The 18,185-nt window shown below is 35.1% G+C and carries 22 protein-coding genes and 1 pseudogene; 11 read left to right on the top strand and 12 right to left on the bottom strand.

Annotated features, from left to right (window positions below; all coding sequences use genetic code 11):
• Nucleotides 1-306 precede the first annotated feature (306 nt).
• The 5 genes from H1P_RS04920 to H1P_RS04900 form a co-directional block, all read right to left on the bottom strand.
• The gene (locus H1P_RS04920) at nt 307-2,016 is read right to left on the bottom strand and encodes a hypothetical protein (RefSeq protein ID WP_144864722.1); all 1,710 of its coding nucleotides are present in this window, start codon (nt 2,014-2,016) and stop codon (nt 307-309) included.
• A 716-nt stretch (nt 2,017-2,732) separates the two neighbouring features.
• Nucleotides 2,733-3,161 carry a beta-carboxysome assembly chaperone CcmS gene (gene ccmS, locus H1P_RS04915; protein WP_144864719.1) on the bottom strand — a complete coding sequence of 143 codons (429 nt, stop codon included), beginning with the start codon at nt 3,159-3,161 and terminating at the stop codon, nt 2,733-2,735.
• A gap of 337 nt (nt 3,162-3,498) precedes the next feature.
• Nucleotides 3,499-3,819: a slr1957 family protein gene (locus H1P_RS04910; protein WP_144864717.1), complete on the bottom strand. Its 321-nt coding sequence runs from the start codon at nt 3,817-3,819 to the stop codon at nt 3,499-3,501.
• Between the two features lie 356 nt (nt 3,820-4,175).
• Entirely contained in the window at nt 4,176-4,727 is a 552-nt protein-coding gene (locus H1P_RS04905; protein ID WP_144864715.1) for a 5-formyltetrahydrofolate cyclo-ligase, read from the bottom strand.
• A gap of 158 nt (nt 4,728-4,885) precedes the next feature.
• A complete protein-coding gene (locus H1P_RS04900) occupies nt 4,886-5,698 on the bottom strand; it encodes an ABC transporter ATP-binding protein (RefSeq protein WP_246141473.1) in 813 nt (270 codons plus the stop codon).
• 22 nt (nt 5,699-5,720) lie between these two features.
• On the opposite strand from H1P_RS04900, the gene H1P_RS04895 reads away from it, so the two are divergent.
• A complete protein-coding gene (locus H1P_RS04895) occupies nt 5,721-7,046 on the top strand; it encodes a PhoH family protein (protein WP_144864728.1) in 1,326 nt (441 codons plus the stop codon).
• Between the two features lie 26 nt (nt 7,047-7,072).
• On the opposite strand, the gene H1P_RS04890 is transcribed toward H1P_RS04895, so the two are convergent.
• Entirely contained in the window at nt 7,073-7,357 is a 285-nt protein-coding gene (locus tag H1P_RS04890; RefSeq protein WP_186375840.1) for a (2Fe-2S) ferredoxin domain-containing protein, read from the bottom strand.
• Between the two features lie 297 nt (nt 7,358-7,654).
• Between H1P_RS04890 and H1P_RS04885 the strand changes: the two genes are divergently transcribed.
• From H1P_RS04885 to H1P_RS35775, 7 genes are all read left to right on the top strand, one after another.
• Entirely contained in the window at nt 7,655-8,611 is a 957-nt protein-coding gene (locus H1P_RS04885; protein WP_144864713.1) for a glycosyltransferase family 10 domain-containing protein, read from the top strand.
• 48 nt (nt 8,612-8,659) lie between these two features.
• The gene (locus H1P_RS04880) at nt 8,660-9,643 is read left to right on the top strand and encodes an Npun_R2821/Npun_R2822 family protein (RefSeq protein WP_144864711.1); all 984 of its coding nucleotides are present in this window, start codon (nt 8,660-8,662) and stop codon (nt 9,641-9,643) included.
• Nucleotides 9,644-9,737: 94 nt separating this feature from the next.
• On the top strand, nt 9,738-10,673 hold the full coding sequence (locus tag H1P_RS04875) for an Npun_R2821/Npun_R2822 family protein (RefSeq protein ID WP_144864709.1): 936 nt from the start codon (nt 9,738-9,740) through the stop codon (nt 10,671-10,673).
• Nucleotides 10,674-10,737: 64 nt separating this feature from the next.
• The gene (locus tag H1P_RS04870) at nt 10,738-11,106 is read left to right on the top strand and encodes a single-stranded DNA-binding protein (protein ID WP_144864707.1); all 369 of its coding nucleotides are present in this window, start codon (nt 10,738-10,740) and stop codon (nt 11,104-11,106) included.
• Between the two features lie 70 nt (nt 11,107-11,176).
• Nucleotides 11,177-11,854 (top strand): ArnT family glycosyltransferase, encoded by a 678-nt coding sequence (locus H1P_RS04865; protein ID WP_144864705.1) that lies wholly within the window; start codon nt 11,177-11,179, stop codon nt 11,852-11,854.
• A complete protein-coding gene (locus H1P_RS04860) occupies nt 11,827-12,765 on the top strand; it encodes a hypothetical protein (RefSeq protein WP_144864703.1) in 939 nt (312 codons plus the stop codon). The genes H1P_RS04865 and H1P_RS04860 overlap by 28 nt, the downstream gene beginning before the upstream one ends.
• Nucleotides 12,766-13,003: 238 nt before the next feature.
• The gene (locus H1P_RS35775) at nt 13,004-13,147 is read left to right on the top strand and encodes a hypothetical protein (protein WP_186375839.1); all 144 of its coding nucleotides are present in this window, start codon (nt 13,004-13,006) and stop codon (nt 13,145-13,147) included.
• 147 nt (nt 13,148-13,294) lie between these two features.
• On the opposite strand, the gene H1P_RS04855 is transcribed toward H1P_RS35775, so the two are convergent.
• Entirely contained in the window at nt 13,295-13,759 is a 465-nt protein-coding gene (locus H1P_RS04855; RefSeq protein WP_144864701.1) for a thiol-disulfide oxidoreductase DCC family protein, read from the bottom strand.
• Nucleotides 13,760-14,066: 307 nt separating this feature from the next.
• Nucleotides 14,067-14,600 carry a pentapeptide repeat-containing protein gene (locus H1P_RS04850; RefSeq protein ID WP_144864700.1) on the bottom strand — a complete coding sequence of 178 codons (534 nt, stop codon included), beginning with the start codon at nt 14,598-14,600 and terminating at the stop codon, nt 14,067-14,069.
• A 325-nt stretch (nt 14,601-14,925) separates the two neighbouring features.
• On the opposite strand from H1P_RS04850, the gene H1P_RS04845 reads away from it, so the two are divergent.
• The 3 genes from H1P_RS04845 (at nt 14,926) to H1P_RS04835 (ending at nt 17,020) form a co-directional block, all read left to right on the top strand.
• The gene (locus H1P_RS04845) at nt 14,926-15,312 is read left to right on the top strand and encodes an alpha/beta hydrolase (protein ID WP_144864698.1); all 387 of its coding nucleotides are present in this window, start codon (nt 14,926-14,928) and stop codon (nt 15,310-15,312) included.
• Nucleotides 15,313-15,590: 278 nt separating this feature from the next.
• Nucleotides 15,591-15,971 carry a hypothetical protein gene (locus tag H1P_RS04840; RefSeq protein WP_144864696.1) on the top strand — a complete coding sequence of 127 codons (381 nt, stop codon included), beginning with the start codon at nt 15,591-15,593 and terminating at the stop codon, nt 15,969-15,971.
• Between the two features lie 311 nt (nt 15,972-16,282).
• Nucleotides 16,283-17,020, top strand: a complete 738-nt coding sequence (locus tag H1P_RS04835; protein WP_144864694.1) for a succinate dehydrogenase/fumarate reductase iron-sulfur subunit — start codon at nt 16,283-16,285, stop codon at nt 17,018-17,020.
• On the opposite strand, the gene H1P_RS35770 is transcribed toward H1P_RS04835, so the two are convergent.
• From H1P_RS35770 to H1P_RS04830, 4 genes and pseudogenes are all read right to left on the bottom strand, one after another.
• Nucleotides 17,017-17,154, bottom strand: a complete 138-nt coding sequence (locus H1P_RS35770; protein ID WP_186375837.1) for a hypothetical protein — start codon at nt 17,152-17,154, stop codon at nt 17,017-17,019. The genes H1P_RS04835 and H1P_RS35770 overlap by 4 nt on opposite strands.
• An 18-nt stretch (nt 17,155-17,172) precedes the next feature.
• Nucleotides 17,173-17,244 (bottom strand): annotated as a pseudogene (locus tag H1P_RS40100) (hypothetical protein); the annotation flags it as partial.
• Between the two features lie 12 nt (nt 17,245-17,256).
• Entirely contained in the window at nt 17,257-17,358 is a 102-nt protein-coding gene (locus H1P_RS40095) for a helix-turn-helix domain-containing protein (RefSeq protein ID WP_484133484.1), read from the bottom strand.
• A 104-nt stretch (nt 17,359-17,462) separates the two neighbouring features.
• The gene (locus H1P_RS04830) at nt 17,463-18,026 is read right to left on the bottom strand and encodes a transposase (protein ID WP_144864692.1); all 564 of its coding nucleotides are present in this window, start codon (nt 18,024-18,026) and stop codon (nt 17,463-17,465) included.
• Nucleotides 18,027-18,185 lie beyond the last annotated feature (159 nt).

Here is an 18,185-nt window from a genome sequence, read left to right as displayed (position 1 = left end):
CTGTGTCAGCTATCGATGTATACGTCAGTCCTATGATGCATAGTGTCGCAGACTGTATGTGTCACTCTGTATGTACTGCAATCCCCTTAGTTCCTGTCCTTGGCATCTGGCACGCCTCCCTTCTACTGGTCGTCAGGGCGGCAGTTCATTGAACGTTTCTCAAAAGTTTTCGTCTTCCGGATATTTTGTTGCGTTACGTTGTTGTACGTAGCTCATGAATCAAATGTTCAGTTATTCCTGACGGATCGTCAGTTATTTAGAAATGACGGAAAATACTGAAGTTTCAGCTAGATTAATCATACGTAGTCAGGTTCGGGTTCGGTTCTGGATCGGATTCAGGTTAGGTTCGGGTTCGGGTTCGGGTTCGGGTTCGGGTTCGGGTTCGGGTTCGGGTTCGGGTTCGGGTTCGGGTTCAGGCTCTTCTCCTGAATTATCAGTAGCAAAACTTAAATCACTATCGCCAAATAAAATAGCAGCACTAGAAATGGTGTTATCTTCTTCATTGGGAGTGGCGTTAAAAATAATTTCATCTGCACCATCACCATTCATATCAAATAGTCCAAATCCCACACCATTATCTGTTCCTAATATTTCAAGAGCGTTGGTATTGGGGTCATTAAGGTCTACAGTTGCAGGAAATGCTTCTTGACTACCTAACAGAATGTAATAATCAACTTCTTCGTTATCAGCTCCAGTACTGTTGTTCAAAAATAAATCATCAATGCCATCCCCATTAATATCTCCTCCCTCAGTAGCATTTAAATTGCTGTCATCAAAGACAAAGCCATTCGTTCCATCAAGGCTATTAAGATCGAGATTGGTAGGAATGCTATCGCTACCAAAAATGACATAGGTTGAGTTATCAACAAAACTTTGAACTATTAAATCTTGTCGGCTATCTCCATTAAGATCGATAGTTGAGCTAAACTGTACCGCAGAATCTATAGTAAAGCCATTGCTTCCATCGATATTAGCTACATCAAAAGTAGTAGCTGTATTGTCGCTACTACCATAGATGACAAAAAGTTCCCCTGACTGCTCATTTTCCGAGTTAGAATCGGGTATTTTGTCAAAAATAATATCTCCAATACCGTCCCCATTAATGTCTTCTACAAGAGTTCCCGTCACTAACTCATTGACATCATCATCGGTATTAGCTGCTTGTTGAGTAATAGTGAAACCTTCGTCACTAGCTAAAGAGTCTAAGTCTAATTCCGCAGGAAATTCGCTACGACCAAAAACAACATAGTTAGTAAAATTTTCATCATAAGAACTAAAAATTAAGTCATCTAAATCATCTCCGTTAACATCAACTGTCCCTATTCCAGCAGTAAGGAATGTATTATTTGTATTGCTAGTAGTAACATCAAAGCCATTGCTACCATCTATATTGGAGATGTCCAACTCAGCAGGATAATCACTCCGACCAAAGATAACTGTGTTGACAGGAGGAGAATTGTTCTCTGGAGTTGCAGTAGTCAGTAAGAGAAAGTCGTTAATATTATCATTATTGATATCGCCGTCAATAGAAGGGAAAGCGACGACAGGATTTCCACCATCAGAAATAGTAAAACCATTACTGCCATCTAGAGTAGTGGCATCGACTGTTGCGGGAAATTCACTTCTACCAAATAAAACTCTTGTGATGCTGATTGTATCTTGATCTGTTCCCTCAAACCTAATAGATGTGGCATCGGGAAAACCGTCTCCATTAATGTCAGACAAATCAAATACAGAAGATAATCCATTAATAGAAAAACCGTTACTACCATCAAGATCGGCTAAATTTAAAGTATCAGGAAGCGATTCATTGCCTAAAACAAAAAAAGTTGTTTCATCAACAAAGGGTGATAGTGAAGGGTGTATATAAATATCGTCATTACCATCTCCATTTAAATCTCCTAGACTCAAAAGAATTAATTCTCTGTCTAGTGGATTTTCTGCAACGGGAATACCTTCAATTATTAAGCTATTTTCACTATTAAGCTCGTCAGAGTTAAAAGAATACCTTGCCATATTAAAACTCCCCTAGGCTAATAGCAAATAGCCTTTTAAGAATGTTCTATTCTAAATATAGCCTTACCTTTAGAAAATTCTAGATAAGATAAAAAATTTGTTATAAAAAATAAAAAGAAGTTTAGTTCTACAGGTACAAACTAAAGTAGTTGATAGAAGAGCCGAAAGGAAAACGGGGAAACGCACCAAGACAAGAAAAAGGTCTATTTTTCGAGATTGCTTATTGTAGGCTTTATTTTTTTATTGACTTCAGGACAATCTTTTGTCGAAGTCACGGAAAAAATAGGAATCAAATTAAGAGTTAATAATTAGAAGTATTCAAAATTTTAAGCTGCTCAATTGATTTTTTTTGGCGTTGCCGATCGAGTAATTTTAGTAAATAGTTGTCATAGCTTTTTAGCAATACTAAACTCTTACTTATTCATTATTTTTGATAAATAATTGAATTTAAATCATTATGGATTTAGAAATGCTGATTTTTTTAACTACTAAACTATACGTACTAGCTCTCAATGTTTCGTTAAAGAAAAAACCAAACTTAAAAAAAATATTCTTAAATTGTAGAATTAGTAATTTAAGGGATCAAATCATTAACATCTTTTATTTTGATCACTTTACCAATAATGAAGAACCTAAACAAAATTATTGACAGATAATGATCTTTATCTCTCAGAGGCTTTGAGCTTTTTTATGAGTAATTTGTTTTGTATACTTGCTTATTGAAAATATTGTTTAAGTTTAGCTTCTAATATTTCTATTAGTTGTTCAGCATTGTTCTCTTCTGATTTTGCACAGTCAGGAGGAGGTGTTTGGGGTTGATAATGAATCAATTTGACTTGACCTTCCCCAATAACTAGATTTAATACTTCTATTTCTGATTTATAACCATCTATTAAACCAAGAATTTCTTGGAGATGTCCTTTTGTACTTTGGCTTAGCTTTTCAATTTGCTCTCTACTACAAGCTACAAAATGAGGTTGCGGTTTAAGATCGATACCTAAAATTGTATTATTATTGTCGTTCCATTCTTGCTGTAAATTCCAAGTTAAAGCTGCTAGTTGAGTTTCATTGTCATCGACAAAGTTATCAATTTGCCATCGCCATTTTTCTTGGGTTTGATTATTTTTGCTACTACCAAATTGCATTCTGATTTTTTTATCAACTAACCAGATTGATTATAAGATAAACTTCGTCCAGATAGAGAAATGGAATTTTTTATGTAGAAATAGTTGATGGCTTATGTCCAGTTTTGATGTGAGTTTCCATTTCCTAATTACCAGCAGTGCGCGTTCGGTGACTCCACGTATGCACCAGGTTTCCTCAAAAGTTTGTCCTAAAGGATACATCTTCGCATCGCGCGACCGAAGGAAGTCCTTTAGGGCATATGACAGACGTTTACTGGGAAAATCTTAGATCGCACCGCAATAACTAATCCCCCAAAATATTGTCTTAAAACATTCCTGATTTTCCGATAGATGCAGTTTAAACTTCTTCAACTTCTAGTTGGGCGACAGTAATGGCATCAAATGCAAAAGCCAACACTACTGGCATAGGATTGGCTAAAAAGTAACATAAAATAGCTGAAGTTGCACTAATAGCAATAGCAATAGTCAACCATGATTGTTCTTCAGAGCTAAATCCTTTTTCTGATTTAATAACTCTTAATACTTTATGAGGAATAGGTTCGGGCATAACTGCATTAGGAGGGAAAGCCCAATAGTGATTGTAGCGTTCTTTAACAAGGTCAGTCCAACCATTATTATCACACCATTCTTGTATCCAAGAGTCTTGAAAATGATTCATATTCTTTGTGATTATAAAACTTGCGAAAATTTAATAAAAATAAAGATTCTAAACAACAGTAGAGATCTGTTTTTGCTTTGGTTGAATCAATCTAACAAATTTGCTCAGTTTTTTAAATATGAATTGCTGCTTACTTAATAAAGCTTAAATGAAATTGCCGATTTACTAAGTAATATGAGTATTTTTACTCATCATTAATAATAGTTTGCTTAATTTATCTTTAAGTAGCTAGTTTTTTGATTATTAAATAAATATAAAGAGTTTCTGGTTATTAAAATTAAATACAAATTTTTATTTTGAGTCTATTTTAGAGAAACTTACTTAAATAAGAGCTTTAGCTATCAGTATTTGAAATTTCAATGCTCAACGAGCGATGATTCAGTACAGATATAATTCAATTTTATATCCCAAGGCTCGATTGGTAACTGAATTAAATAAGCAAAGTTAAAGACGATGCCAATAGTTGGAATATTTTGCCATAAAGAATTATTTAAGAAGCGATCGTAGTAGCCTCCACCATAACCCAAACGATACCCAGAATTATCACAAGCAAGTGTGGGAACAAGGATTAAATCAACTTGCTGAGGTTGAATTTTAGGGGAGGTTGTGAGGGGTTCTAAGATATTGTACTGATTAGCCTCTAAAAGCTGTGGCGGTTGCCAGAAATGCCAATTTAAAGAATTATTAAGACATCGGGGAAACCCCCATTGTTTTTCTTTAAATAAAGAACTTAAATCTGGTTCTTGACGATAGCTAAAATAAGCTAATATTGTTTTCGCTTCAATGAATAAAGGATGTTTTTTGAGGTTGTAACAAATTTGACTATTTTTAGTTTGCCACTCAGTAACAGATAAGGCTTGTCTTTGTTTTAGTATTTGTTTGCGTAGTTTTATTTTGTGATTTTTCAAGATCTTTTAAAATTTCCAATGTAAAATAAAAAAATATATTGTTTTTTAGATAAAAAAGCACAGTCTAAGATTTATTTTTTAAGTTGTTATTGATTGATGATTTACTAAAAAAAATACTAAGGAGCTTGACTCTTTTTTCCTTAATCCTTAATTGCCAATTACCATTCTTGTGCTAAAGTTTGATTCTCTTGTATTAGTAGCTGGTTGACTTGATGCCAATTTTCTGGAGAAGATTTTACATCTTTCAAGATTTTTCCTGAGTTTAAATATAAAATACGATCGCTGATTTTTTGAACTATTTCTAATTGATGATTTACCATTAAAATAGTTGTTTGACGGCTAATATTAAGCTGATTGAGAACGGCTAAAAGGCGATCGCTAGCTCCACGATCTAATGCCGAAGTAGGCTCATCTAGCAGTAGTATTTTGGGTTCTAACATCAAAGCACGGGCAATTGTAATTAACTGTCTTTGACCTAGAGAAAGCTGTAATTCGTTGCGTTCTAGCCATGCTTGGGGTATCTGTAGAGTATCACACCATTGAGAAAGGCGATCGCTTATTTCGGTAGAAGGTAATTGTTGTAATTGCAACGGATAAGTTAAAGCATCTTTTCCTGTCATTCCCAATAACTTTGGTTCTTGAGGAACTAACATAATCTGTTGTCTTAAGGTAATAATATTATGAGCTTGATAAGGCTTTTCTAGAAAATATATTTCTCCTTCTACGGGACTACTTAGGCGGTTTAAAAGACGTAATAAAGAAGTTTTACCACTACCTGAAGCACCTATAATCGCTATTTTTTCTCCTTCATTAACAGTAAAAGAAATATCTCGCAACAGATAATCTACACCCACAGAAGCAGCTAAACTAACTTGTGATAATCGTAAAATAGGGGAATTCATAGGCTGATTTTCATGGCACTTAACTAATAAAGTACCCCAAACAGGATAGACTCCAGTAAAGTAGAACACAACCACTGATTGCTTTTAAATGATGAAAAAAACTTTTGTCCTCGATACTAATGTCTTGCTCCATGATGCTCAAGCAATTTTTCGTTTTGAGGACAATGATATCGTTTTACCTATTGCTATTATCGAGGAGTTAGACCGTTTTAAAAAGCAATCAGATAGTATTGGTCGTAACGCAAGGGAAGTATCCCGAACTCTCGATAAATTAAGGAAATTAGGCAATATAACCAAAGGGATTACTCTGGATAGTGGTGGTACATTATCAGTGGATTTTTGCGATCGCCAAACCTTAACAACCTTACCCCAAGAGTTGGGAGTACATTTAGCAGACAATGTAATTTTGGCAATTGCTCTGGAGTATCAGCAACAGTGTCAATGTCCTGTAGTGGTAGTGAGTAAAGATACTAACCTGAGAATTAAAGCGGACGTTTTAGGACTCAAAGCTGAAGATTACACCACCGATAAAGTCAATGTGGATAAACTCTACAGCGACATTTCTGAGATGGTCGTCAGTCGCAACGAAATCGATCGCTTTTTTAATGAAGGATTTCTCGATTTAGAGCAACCATTACTAGCTAATCAAGCAGTTACCTTAATTGATTCGGCTAATTCTTCCCACACGGCTTTAGCAATGGTACAGGGTAAAAATAATCGCCTAGTACCTTTAATTAAAGTACCCCCTTCAGGTATTTCTCGCATTAAACCCCGCAACCGCGAACAACATTTTGCTTTTAACTTACTCTTAGAAGATGCAATTCCTTTTGTAACTTTAATGGGTAAAGCAGGAACAGGAAAAACTCTTTTGGCGATCTCTGCTGGCTTGCAAAAAGTCGCTGATGAAAAGCTTTACAGCAGACTGTTAATCTCTCGCCCAATCATTCCTATGGGGAGAGATATCGGCTATCTACCAGGAGATGTGGATGAAAAGTTAACCCCTTGGATGCAGCCCATTTACGACAACTTTGATCTCATTTTCGGTACAGAAAATCCCGAAGGAAAACCCGCACATTGGCGACGGGGACACGAAGAACTTTTAGAACAGGGTATCCTACAAATTGAACCACTTACTTATATTCGTGGTCGTACCATTCCCAGACAATTCTTAATTGTTGATGAAGCGCAAAACTTGACTCCCCATGAAGTTAAAACCATTCTTACCCGCGCAGGAGAAGGAACAAAAATTGTTTTAACAGGGGATCCCGAACAAATTGATAATCCCTATGTAGATGCAGCTAGTAACGGTTTAACTTATGCAGCCGAACGTTTGAAAAATGAACCTTTAGCGGGTCATATTACCCTATACAAAGGAGAGCGTTCACCTTTATCTGAGAAAGCAGCAGCTTTGCTTTAGAGTAGCTCAAAATCAATGTTTATTATTTACTGTAAGTTAGGATGCTTCACTCGATAAAGCATTGATTTTACTGGTTGTCCTTTAAGTAAATGTTGTTCGACTAAAATTTTGACTTCATCAGGAGAAACTTTGTTATACCAAATTTCTTGGGGAAGAATTAACACCATTGGGCCATTACCACATTGACCCAAACAGCCAGAACCAACTATTGTTGTATCAGAAATTGAGTAGGCTTGAAAAGCTTTTAAAACCTGTGCCGAACCACAAGACTGACAGCTAAGATTCTGACACACTAAAACTGTATTATTCAAAGTTGAGAATCTCTCTATAAAATTTTTTGTAGTGTTTAATTTTGACGGGACGAATGGGGACTCCTGTGTTGACCATAACAAAATCTACCTTGTTGTTTAAGCTTATTTCTGATGAACAAAGGTTTATTGTCAATTAATGCTTGTGACGACTAAAAGATTACGTACAGTGATACTTGTCACAAAGAGAATCAGCCAGGTAAAAGAGATGAGCTTTCTCAGTTATTTCTACATCAGAAAACAAAATGTTAACTTGGAGTGGATAAAAACCGACCGCAGATGTAAAGGGAAAGGGAAAGCGTGAGTCAAAAAGTTGTGGCAATGCTTAGTAGCTATAAAGGTCTAGATCGCCGAGATTGGTTATGGAAGCAAACGCCGAATCATTTTGGAATTTGGGAAAATGTTCAAATGTTAGCCACGGCGCAGCAACCAGATTATTTATTGTTATATCAGTATGACTTTCCGAAACCGCAATCACCTCAACCTTGGTGGAAAAAGTTAGGCAAAAAAGCTACTACGACACCGCAAAAGACTGATTTAATCCAAAATTACCGTATACCCAAAGAGAAAATAATTTTTCTGTTGCGTGAACCTCCTTTAGAGGAAGTGGTAGAACGTAATAAATTAAACTATCAAGCAGCTAGTCATTATTGTAGCTATATATCGGGTCCCGATAATGATGCACCTACTCCTGATTATATGCCAGCGATTTGGTATGTGGGTCATTCTTTTGATGAGTTAGCATCGGGTAAGATTCCTGAAAAGGTCAAGCCCTGTAGTTGGATTACTTCTGGTATCTCGCGGACAGAAAATCATCGACGCAGGCTAGCTTTTTTAGAGATGTTACAAGAAAGTACTGTGGAATTCGACCTTTATGGTCGTCGTTTACCTCAATGGGCGGATAGTTGTGGAGTGGTGGAGAATAAATGGAATGCGATGGCACCTTATTACTATAACTTGGCGATCGAAAACTACGCCGATAACAATCTTTATGTGAGTGAGAAGTTATGGGATTCTATTTTAAGTTGGTGTCTCCCTATTTATTATGGCGGTTCGGCTGCGGATAAGTTATTGCCAGAGGGGAGTTTTTTGCGTTTACCTAGTATGGATGAGAAGGGGATTGCTTATATTCAAGAGGTGACATCTAGTCTTGACGCTTGGCATGAAGCAAAGGATAAGATTGCAGAGGCTAGACAAATTATTTTACATGAGTTGAATTTATTAAACTGGCTTTCGGATTTTGTAACTCAATACTAAAAAATAATTGGATGAGGGCGCAAGCCTTGCGCCCCTACAGGAAAAAACATGAATGGAATTTGTACGTTAGGAAACGATCGCGTTTACGATCAGATTATTGCGTTACTTAATAGTATTGAAGTGATGATGGGTGATATTCCTGTTTGTATTTATCCCTATGATGATAATACAGCTAAGTTAGCCCAAGAGGTCGCAACTAGACCTAATGTTCAGTTATACAGCAATACTGAGTCGATAGCAAAATGGGATAAGTTTGTACGTCGAGTTTGGGATACTCATCCCACTGCTAAGGAAAGATGGCAATCGGCTGGAAGTACTGGTTATCATCGGGTGGGTACTCATCGTCGCTACGGTGCTTTTGACGCGCCTTTCGATCGTTATCTCTACATGGATGCGGATACTTTATTAATGAGTCGGGTGGATCGTATTTTTGATTTACTGGATAGTCATGATTGTATTGTTTATGATTTTCAGTATAAAGACCCTACCCATGTTTATGAGGTGGATTCGCCAAAGTTGGCTCAGGTTTTTGATGCTGATAGGGTAGCTAACGAAATTTTTTGTTCGGGTTTTTATGCTTCTAAAAAGGATTTATTTTCGGATACTGATTTGGAACAGTTAATTGGTCATCTAAAAGAGGGTGATGCAGAGATTCTTTATCCAATGGCACCAGACCAAACTATTGTTAATTATATGATGATGCGTTCTGGTAAATCGGTTTATAATTTAGCGTTAAATCTAGAGCAAAGTGATAAGACGGGGTGTTGTATTACTTCTCCTCATTTTGAAGAACAAGACCATGTTTTATATGATAAAGGTCAGCGTTTAACTTATTTGCATTATATTGGTTTATCTTCTTCTGTAATTGCTAAGGTGTGTCAGGGAGAAAATATTGATTTTCCTTATCGAGATTTGTTTTTATATTATCGGTTTTTAAAAAATCCAGAAGCAAAACCAAAGTTTACTGGGAAACCACAACCTTTAAAGCCAAAAGTTACTTTATGGCAAAAAATAGTTAGTAAGATTAGGTAATAGAGACGTTCCTTTGGAACGTTTGTAAAATTGACGAAATCTCTGTATACATTAGGGAATGTCTGTACAGTAATAATTTTTATTTTTTAATATTATGAATGATAAGAAACAAGGTGTTTATATTGTTGCTAATGATAAGGTTATAGAACAAGCGATCGCTCTTCTAAATAGCATTCGTAAATACGATCCCGATATTCCTGTGGTGTTAATTCCGTTTGATGATAACTATCAGCAAGTAGCGCAAGTTTTAGGAGATAAGCACGGGGTAACTTTATATAAGGATTTAGATTTTATAAAAGATTTATCACAGCAGCTTTTTGCTATTTTTGGCGAAAACTTTTTTGATAAACCGAATAAATTAAGTAAGCAAGCTTGTTGGTTTGGTGAGTTTGATGAATTTATTTACATTGATACTGATATTGTGGTTTTTGAGCCTTTAAGCAATAACTTTAAATACTTTGATAACTATGATTTTATCTGTTGTGATTATCAGCATAAATCGCAGCTAAAAAATATCTTTACTCCCAAAATTTTAGAAGCAGGAGTTATTAAAGAAGCCGATATACAGGATACCTTTAATAGTGGCTTTTGGGGTTCAAAAAAAAGCATGATTTCTAAGACTGAATTAGCTAAAATATTTACCGAATGCGCTCATAATCCTGAATACTTTGATTTCTCCCAAAAAGTATCCGATCAGCCTATTTTCAACTATATGGTACTAACTCGTATCGATCGCCGATTTAATATGATTCGTCGTGAAGGAGGTGCGCCAGGAAATTGGGGAGGAAGCACCCATTTTGAAAGACAAGGAGATATTTTAGTCGATACGAAAATTAATCAACCGCTACAGTTTATCCATTGGGCAGGGATTAAAATTAAACCAGGTTGTCCTTATTGGGATATTTGGAAACACTATCGCTATTTAGACGATCCTAACCCTCCCGCCGATCCTCCACTTGAAACACCACCTACTATAGTTCAACGCGCGCTAAATAAATTTAAAAATAAACTAAAAACTCTTAATAATTAGCGATCAGTTTAAACACAATCTGCTAAACTAAGGTGATTAATTGGGTACTAGAGTACTAAAAAATATGAAAAGTCTTAATGTAGTTAATTTAGTTGGTCGTGCTGGCGCAAATCCTGATGTGGTACATTTTCCTTCGGGAAGTGTGGTTTGTAAACTACCCCTAGCGGTTAACCGTCGCAGTCGTGATAGTCAACCAGATTGGTTTAATTTAGAAATGTGGGGAAAAACTGCGGATGTAGCAGGAAATTATGTTACCAAAGGTAGTTTAATTGGTATTAAAGGTTCTTTAAAAATAGAAACTTGGACAGATAGAAATACAGGGAAAGAACGTTCTAAGCCAGTCATTAAAGTGGATCGTTTAGATTTATTAGGTTCAAAAAGAGATGTCGATCCTGGTGCTGTTAGCGGTTATGGTGGAGATAGTGAATTTTAATTATTAGTAGAGACGTTTCGGTGAAACGTCTCTACAATAAATTTCTGTACGATAAATCATTTACACAATAATGAAAAATATTTGGTGGCTGTGGATATTATTTCTGACAGCTATTTTTTTGTATACATTTAATTTAGGAGAATTTCCCTTACGAGATTGGGATGAGGGAATTGTTGCAACAGTAGCTAGAGAAATTTATCGTGCAAATCCAGGGGGTTATACTTGGTTATATCCACAAAATATTGATGGTTCTCCCTATTGGAATAAACCTCCTTTAATTCATGGTTTAATTGCGTTGAATTACAAGCTTTTTAGTGTTAGCGAATTAACGACTAGATGTCTTCCTGCAATTATTTCGGCATTATGTGTTCCTTCACTTTATTTTATAGGTAGAGAAATTTTTATTACTCAGAAAGTGGCGTTGTTTTCTGCAATAGTTTATCTAACATTGATTCCTGTGGTTCGCCACAATCGATTAGCGATGTTAGACGGTGTGATTACTTTTGAGTTTTGTTTGGTTATTTGGTGCTTATTAAGATTACGTACTTGTTTTCTAAACAAATCCAATAATCTTATTTATCGGCGATTATATTTATTTATTATTGGTATTAGTTTAGGGTTATTGTGTTTAACAAAAGGAATAGCGATCGCTATTCTTTTATTTCTGATTACTCTATTATTTATTATCTCAGAAATTAAGACTTTTTTACCTTTATTTTCTTGGCAAACTATTTTTATTTTTTTTTAGGTATTAGCCCTGCAATTATTTGGTACATTTTACAGTATATTCATTACGGACAAGAATTTATTAATTATAATCTGGGTACACAAACTTTTAATCGTGTTATTAATCCCGTTGAAAATAACTCACAGCCTGTTTGGTATTATTTTCTAGAATTAATTGAATATAGTTTACCTTGGCTAATATTTCTCCCTGGAGGAATTAAATTAGCTGTTAAGCAATGGGATAAAACTTGGGCAAAGTTAGCATTAATTTGGTTTAGTGGTTATCTATTAGCAATTTCTTTAATGACTACCAAATTACCTTGGTATATTATGCCAATTTATCCAGCTTTTGCTTTGCTGGTAGGAGCAAACTTAAATCAGATAGTTGAGTTACAAAAAAGAAGAAAATTTAAGAAAAATATTTATCAGCTATGGTTACTATTGCTATCTATCATCTTTTGCTTAGCAGCTATTTATTACGCCTTCTTTAATAATCCACGAGATGTTGATTTACTGCTCATTGCTATAACTTTAGCTGTAGCTTTTATCCTCACAACAATCCTAATTAATCAACAATCATCTCATTTCATTATTTCTCTTGCTGTAGGCTTATATTTAGCATTATTAATTCTTTTTAATACTTCTCATAGTATTTGGGAATTAGCAGAAGCTTATCCCGTAAAACCAGTAGCAAAATTAATTAGAGAAACAACATCACCAGAAACCACTATTTACACATCATATCCCTATCATCGTCCTTCATTAAATTTTTACAGCGATCGCTTAGTGATTCCTGTATCTGAAGCAAAATTACAGGAAATGTTATTAAAGCCCAAAAAAATTTACTTACTGTTATCAAATGACACTCCACTCATACCCGATAGTAGAGTAATTGGTGCAACAGAAGAATGGCGTATTGTAGTGAAAGATTAATTTCGCTGAAAATTTCAGGTAATTTTTTAGACAAAATACTGAATTAATATTTGTTGTATTTAGTTTTGTCTGAGTACTTATTCTTAGGGAAATTTGATAACTCAGATTTAAAATTCATATCTATCTAAAAATGTCAAATAATATATTGCGGTTAGTTACATAAATTGTTAATCTTTATTAAAAGAAGCATCTTTGGCTCTCCCAAAGCATCAATATAGTAAAGCTATAGCTCAATATTATGAATGTAAAGTGGCGTAAACTATTATTCAAAGGAAGTCTCTGGTTAACACTGGAACTCACTCTTAACTACATCGGTATAGATGATATTGCAGATTACAGCGAATACGTTTTTGAACGCAACCAAACCGCTTTATTAGGTTAGTACCAGAGACTATTAAGTAGCTCCACGCTTTTTAAACAGAAAACATCTTGTAGGTTGGGTGTAAGAATAGAACCCAACAGCTATAAGTAATAGATGGGTTTCGCACTACCAATCCTACGAAATAATTTAGGTTTACTTATTTACCAGTTACTTATCTAGGCGACATCTAGCAGTTTCAGTCTTAGCATTTTGCTCTCGCTTCGCTACGATTACAGCTAAATCTGGTCTTCCTGTAAGTTTTAAACGCCAGTCTGCCCAAATATCATACAGCCAATCGGCAATCGCTCCCAATATGGGCAATTTGGTAACCGCATAAATCCACCCCATACCCAACTCTTCGTATACGCGACGAAACACTGCTACATCCTGAATAACAGTACCGTCATTAGTAATAGCATGAATGCGACCCATTGCCGTTTCAAAGTCGATACCAGCATTATCTTCAGGATTATAATTGCGATCGGCTATATCGATAAAGTTAATTATTCCACGACCAGCATCTTTTTTTTGTAAAAAATTAACTTCTCGCACACACAAAGGACATTCCCCGTCGTATAGTAGTTTAGTTTTCCAAGCAGGTTTTATATTTGATTTCGTTTCAGCAGCAGTCATGAACAGTTTTTAATTAATTATCTGTTTATTATTGTATCTTTATTACAGTTTAGTAATTAAAGCTCTCATGGCAAAACTATCTTATTGAAGATAATACTTAAGGTTGATTGACTCAAAAATATTAAATGCTAATCTACCCAATGTATAAACGCATCGATTCTGTTGTTAAAAAGGGGTTTCTTGGTAAATACTGAGTCGATTAATTAAATTTCAAACCCTAACAAAGTGTAGATTTATATCATTAAAGAAAAAAGTGAAGTCAATTAAAGAAAAACTCCACTAATATTAATAATTATTTAATTTTAATCTATTGACCAGACCAACTGACCCAATGATGAGAAGTATTACTTTGAGTTCTCACGCCTTTATCTAAAGAAGTTTTGCTGATTTTTGCTCCTTTGGTGTCAGCGACAGTAATGTCTGTTCCTGCTAATTTAGCATTGGTAAGATCGGCATTAGTTAAATCAGCACCACTAAGATCGACATCTGTTAAGTCAGCGTTACTTAGATTAGCTTGGTGTAAGTTAGCACAACGTAAATCAGCACCACTAAGATTAGCACCACTTAAGTCAATCCCGATTAATTCTGCACCTATTAAATTAATTTCTGTGAGATTTGCGCCGACAAGACTAGCATGATTGAGATCGGCATTGGTTAAATTTGCTTGTTTCAGACAAGCACCGCTAAGATCGGCATTGTTTAAATCAGCATCACTTAAATCGGCTCTGGTTAAGTTAATACGGGTTAAATTAGCCTTTTTCAGATTAGCAGAATGCAAGTTGATACCAGAAAAGTCCAATTCTTGCTTTTTATAACGTCTCAAAAGTTCTTGAGTTTTCATAACGCCTTTTCCTCTAACGAATAGCATTGATGGTTAATTTGGACAAAAGGCAGAATACTCAGTCATAATTAACGATTGGTTGTTACGAAAAAATTACTTCAATAATGCCTAAAACATATCCGCCTTTTGCACTGCATATTTTAATTGTGCCAAAACTATCTGTTAACTAAGCTACAAAAGTAGTAAAAATTAATGAAGTTAGAGGAGGCGTTGTAATTTTACGACAAAGTCTCTTTAACTAAAATAAGCTTCTTAGTGTTAATTAAGTTTTGTAATGTTGTTTTTGTGCCAAAAGTTGTTATTTAGACTACGTAAAAGCAGTTTATTGATTGCAATTACTACTTTAATTAGTGTTTTAATTCTTCAAAGTTCCACCTATCCCGCAGAAAGAATTAAGTTTAACTATAGCTTGTTGGGGTTTATAGACTTTGACTTAGAAAATTGGGGTCTTTTTGGTTATTCTATTAGAGGAACAACGTCTCTTTCTTTAGCAGTTGCAGAACTTAATTACTCTCAGTTACAACAAGATTACAATGAGACTCTTAATTTAACTAATATCTCTATTTTGGATCGATGTCGAGCTTTAGAAATAGAAGAAAGAAATCTATCTTTGCAGGAGGAACGTATCGCAGCAGCTTTTTTATTTGTGCCTTTTGGTAAAAGTTTATTTGGAGAGACAGAATTAAATAAAGTTACAATTCCTATACTATGACAAGTTGTAGATCGAGACTTTTTAACCTCTTTAACTGAAAAATAATTTCCTCGGCTTAATACTTTAGCAAATAGCGATCGCTATTTGTTAGTATCAGAAAATTTACCTCATTCTACTGCTACTTTATCAAAACAGAGATCGGCTTCGCAACATAATAAATCGCTTATTGCCAGAAAGTAGCAAAATATTCTTTCATTGGTATTTTTTAAAAAGTACTGAACTAAAAATAAAAAAATTAATCACTTAGTAGCTAAAAAAACTAAAAAAATTAACAATCAATGAATAAGATGACTATTTGTATTGTGTGTGAATCCATCTTAAAAAGTATAGCCCAAAAACTTAAAAAAAAATTAGAGATAAAATACCAGATTACAATTTATACTAAAGCTTATTTTCCTACAGGAGATGCAATGCTTCCTTTTTTATATACTTTATCCGAAAAATTTGATATCGCATTTATTTTAATTTCTAACAGTGTAAATTCTTCTGTTTGGATATCTAAAGAACTTAAAGTACAGCACCACTCTTTAAACAGCTGTAAAAATATTTATCCTGTATTTTTAACTAAGGCTGATGTTCCTTCTTGGTGGAATGATGATAGGCTAAATTTTTTTACTTTTGATTCCTGGGAAAAAGATGATATTGAGCAATTACTATAATTACATACATTTGGTTAAAAAAATTACATCAGTAAACAGTAGAAAGTCCATAGATGATAATTTTAAGTGTGAGATTATTAAAAAACAAGAAAAAATTTTTATTTTAGCTTGACCCCAGAATACTTATTAGCAAGAAATTGGTTAGTCTCTAGCTCCTGGCAAAACATCGTCAAAAACGCTATCAATAAATTAAGTACAGAAACTTCTTTTGTTTTACTCCCATCGATCGAAACCTGCTCCGTTGTCTCTACACAGCGAGCAGATTTATTAGATACTAAATGTATTAGCAATCAATCTTAACTATCCCCACTATGCAAATTACTCTCAAAATATGGCGACAAGCTGACGCTCAAAGCACTGGTAACTTCGTTGAATATCAACTGGAAAATCTCAACCCTGAAATGTCCTTTCTAGAAATGCTAGATGTTTTAAACGAGCAACTATGCAAAAGCGATCGAGAACCAGTAGAATTTGATAGCGACTGTCGCGAAGGTATTTGTGGCTCTTGTGGCATGATGGTTAATGGTATTGCTCACGGAAATCAAAAGCTTACCGCCGTTTGTCAACTACATCTACGCTCCTTTAAAGATGGTGACACCATTGTAGTAGAGCCTTGGCGTGCTAAAGCCTTTCCTGTAATCAAAGATTTAGTAGTAGATCGTTCGGCACTCGATCGCATTATCGCAGCAGGGGGATATATCTCTGTGAATACGGGTGCTGCTCCCGATGCTAACACGTTACCCGTATCTCAAGAAAATAGCGATCGCTCATTTGACTATGCAGCCTGTATTGGTTGTGGTGCTTGTGTTGCAGCTTGTCCTAACGCCTCCGTTTCTCTGTTTACAGCAGCTAAAATATCCCATTTAGCACTGCTTCCTCAAGGACATCCTGAAAGAAAACTACGAGTTGCTAAAATGACCGAACAAATGAGCGCAGAAGGCTTTGGAGATTGCTCTAACCACGGAGAATGTGAAGCAGTTTGTCCCAAAGGAATCTCTATCGATGCAATTAGTATGATGCGTCGTGAATATATCAAAGCACAGTTTTAGTCAGTAACAGTAATTAGTTTCGAGGATAAACGATAGCCTTCTGCTTTATTTTTGGGCTTAACTGCATCTTGTTCTTGTTGCCATTTTCTAGCTAAAGCAGCTTGCAAACTCTTTTTACTAACGGGTTCTCCCAAAGCCTGACTGAGAATTTTTCACAGTTTGGGGCCAATATCCCGCCTCAAATAGCTATCGGAATATCCCGAAACCTCTGCGATCTTATCGTAGGTTTGATTTTCCTAAGACCCTTTTACAATCGCCGTTTCTACATCGCTTAATCCGCGATCAAATTGAGCTAACATAGCTTGATTGGCAACTGTCAAAGCTTGAGATAAATCCATATTGAGATCAATTTTAGCTAAGGTTAGGAGATTGGGTTGCTTGCGATCGCTCTGATTTGAAACATTCTTTTGATTCTTTATTCTTTGAAAATTTCAATGTATCGCTATTCTAAACTCACATAATTTTGATCTTCTATCCATTTTGCAGGATTATTAATAATGTATTTACGAATATTATTTAACGCTATTTCATCGCGAATAATATTTTCATAAAACCTTGGTTGCCAGCGAAAAATATCATCATCATTTTGACGACACCACCTAGTAACAGATGATTTGTATGAACGAATAATTGCCCCCAATGAACCAGGTTTTGGGGATAATTTTGACATTGTTTGGTTTATATCATCATTGTCGGTAGAGACGTAGCATGCTACGTCTCTACGGGGTTTATCGGGTTTGTTAATTACAATAATTCCGTGAACGTGATTTGGCATAATGATATATTCATCAATATCAACATCATTAAAATGATTTGGTATGTCTTGCCCATGTTTTTGGGCGATTTTTCCTACCTGAGATAACTGCATTTGGGCATTAACAATCTTGCCGAAATAACAATGTTTTTTGTGGGTGCAAATGGTCACAAAATAGTAACCATTGGCGGAATAATCGTAATTAGGCAATCGTATTGATTCGATACGATATTTGTTTTTATACAATGTCATAATGTTTTACCCACAAATACGGGTGACACTATTAATTTGCCCAGATTACTCCAAACATCAATCGATACTAGGCATTGAGAATGCGATCGCCCAAAACTATAAACTCAATTAATTTTGTGCGTTATATTGTAGAAAAACTCGCACAAAGCCAAAATAAAC

The organism is Hyella patelloides LEGE 07179 (assembly GCF_900659865.1).
Lineage (GTDB): Bacteria > Cyanobacteriota > Cyanobacteriia > Cyanobacteriales > Xenococcaceae > Hyella > Hyella patelloides.
The sequence above is the reverse complement of the archived record's forward strand: the minus strand, read 5'-3'. Positions and strand labels throughout refer to the sequence as shown.